The following is a 2,500-nucleotide window of genomic DNA, read 5'->3' on the forward strand; positions in this document are numbered from 1 at the left end:
GAATATTCCCGCTGATGGGGCTGATGGGGCTCGGCATGGCTCTGGTCGTGTCGCCTTTGTCGACCGCGATCATGACGGCGGTGGAAGACAAGGACACGGGGGCCGCCTCCGGCATCAACAATGCCGTCTCACGCATCGGCGGTCTGATCGCGGTGGCGGCGATGGGCTCGCTTGCCGCATGGGTTTACGCGAATGCGCTGGACGCGAGCGCAGCGTCCGCCATCCCAGGATTTGGTGAACCGGCGTCAGCCGGGCTTGCGCCGGCCATCGATGCGGCGAGGCTCGCCGCCAGCGATGCCGCTTTTGCCGCGGTTTCTTCGGTGACCGCGCTGCTTTGCCTGACTGCGGCTGTCATCGCCTGGACGACCATTCCCGGTGAGCGATTGCCATGGCCGCGACAGGCCGAAGATCGGCAAGGCTGAAGCGGGTCAACCGTCGATCTTGGCGCTCGCAACCTTCAGCGAATCGCTGTCTTCCTGCTTCAGCAGTTCGTCGATGCGCTCGCGCTCGCGCTTGAAGGCGACGAGGTCATCGCCCTTCAGCACCTTGCCGACCGGCAGGCGGACACGCATCGGATCAACCTTGGTGCCGTTGACGATCAGCTCGTAGTGAAGATGCGGGCCGGTGGCGAGGCCGGTCTGGCCGAGGAAGCCGATGGTCTGGCCCTGGCGGACGTGCACGCCCGGTTCGATGCCTTTGGCAAAGGCGCTCTGGTGATTGTATGATGTCTCATAGCCATTGGCATGGCGGATGATGATCTGCTTGCCGTAGCCGCCGGCCCAGCCGACCTTCTCGACCGTGCCGTTGCCGGCGGCGATGATCGGCGTGCCGATCGGGGCGGACCAATCGACGCCGGTGTGCATGCGGACATAGCCGAGGATGGGATGCCTGCGGGCGCCGAAACCGGAGCGGAATTTCCCGGCGGGCAGGGGATTGCGCAACAGGAACTGCTCGGCGCTCGAGCCGTCCTCATCAAAATAATCGGTGCCGCCGTCCTGCATCTGGAAGCGGTAGAAGTTGCGGGTCTGGCCGCCGAACGTCGCCGAGACGTAAAGAAGCTCGGAGCTGTCCGAGGTCTGGTCGTCACCGTCGGGCTGCGAGAACAGGACTTCGATGCGGTCGGCGGGGCTGAGGCGGGATTGGAAGTCGACGTCGGACGCCAGCAACTTGATCAACCGCTGCGTCATCGCCTTGGACATGCCGTAGGAATAGGCGGCGCGGTAGATGCCGTCATAGACGTTGGGCAGGTTGCCGCGCACCACCACGGGCGCCGACGAATCATCGAAGGCCGTCAGCAATTCGGGGTTCGGATCCGGTTCCTGCGCCGGCACATACTGGCCGCGATCGTTGAGCGCGATGGTGACGATGTGCTGGGTCCGGTCATAGACGCTGGTGCGCACGACCTTGGCGGCATCGCCGTGAACCTCGAGGCCGACACGCAGCACGGTTCCAGCTTTGAGCGCTGTTGCGTTGAGCAACTTGGCGATAGCTTCGGCCATTCCGGTGGCATCTTCACCCGTGTAGCCCGAATTGGCAAAAGCCTCGGTGACGTCGAGATCCTTGGTGAAGGGGATGATTTCCTCGGCGAAAGCCGGCGCCTGGTCGTCAACAGTGGCACGGGGCGCCACCGAGACATTTTCCGGCACGATCTTGACGTCGTAGGAGCCCGCCATGCTCTCGGCAAAAGCTTCGCCGAATCGCTGCGGGTCGACATAGTGCAGTGAAGCGACCTGCACGGCGCCGTCGCTGAGGTCGGTGCCGGCTTCGCGCACCACTTTTTCCACCTCGTCGGCAGAGAGGTCGCTCTTTTCGTCGAAGGAAGCTGTTTCGATCGGAAAATCGACGGTCTTCAGGCTCATCTCGCTTTCGACCTTGGCGCCGTAGATCTGGCCGGAAGCGGCAGAGGCCGTCGCCGGCTGGGCATTGTCGTCGCTGTCGTCGCCGAACACCTGCATCGGGTCGAAGGGTGGGTAGGCGCGGCTGGTAGTGTGGCCGGCGGCAAGGGCCATCTTGATCTGGACGAAAGGCATGGTGTGGATGACGTCGCGGTCCCCGACCTTGGTGACCATCGACACCTCCATGCGGCGGCGGTCCTTGGCCTTTGCGATCTGACGCGGCGCCACCAGCCTGGTGGTCTTGGCGACTTCGCCGGAATCCCCGTTGCCGGCAAGGCTGATCAACTCGGCGATCTCGGGTGGGGTGGCCAGTTGCTGGCGGCCGTCAAGGGCGGCGAACAGCGCCACGCCCATCAGCACGCTTGAGGTGACGCCAGTGAGAAATGTACCCGACAGCCAGCGTGCAGAAACCTCGCGCCGGTCGGGCGGGCCGCTGCGGCCATCCGCGATAAGCGGCGGCTCGTTGCCGAGTTCGGCTATGACATCTTCCGTGTCTGGCATCCAGAAAGGCTGCTTCTTCCCCGGGCGGAACGGCTTGTCGCTTTTGTTGTGGCCGTGACATTTGCCTGTCATGGCAGGTGAAGTCAACGAAGCGCCAGGCTCCG

The 2,500-nt window shown here is 64.1% G+C and carries 1 protein-coding gene and 1 pseudogene; one reads left to right on the plus strand and one right to left on the minus strand.

The genetic code is table 11. The features are described from left to right. Positions 1–422, plus strand: a pseudogene (locus EOD15_RS01735) (MFS transporter); the annotation flags it as partial. Between the two features lie 6 nt (positions 423–428). Here the strand turns inward: EOD15_RS01735 and EOD15_RS01740 are convergent. After that, positions 429–2,396 (minus strand): M23 family metallopeptidase, encoded by a 1,968-nt coding sequence (locus tag EOD15_RS01740; RefSeq protein WP_164748944.1) that lies wholly within the window; start codon positions 2,394–2,396, stop codon positions 429–431. Positions 2,397–2,500 lie beyond the last annotated feature (104 nt).

It is taken from the genome of Mesorhizobium sp. M7A.T.Ca.US.000.02.2.1 (genome assembly GCF_003996995.1).
Lineage (GTDB): Bacteria > Pseudomonadota > Alphaproteobacteria > Rhizobiales > Rhizobiaceae > Mesorhizobium.

Bases quoted from the DNA above. Each gene is read 5' to 3' on its own strand.
- EOD15_RS01740 (WP_164748944.1), bottom strand. From the start codon at position 2,396: ATGCCAGACACGGAAGATGTCATAGCCGAACTCGGCAACGAGCCGCCG.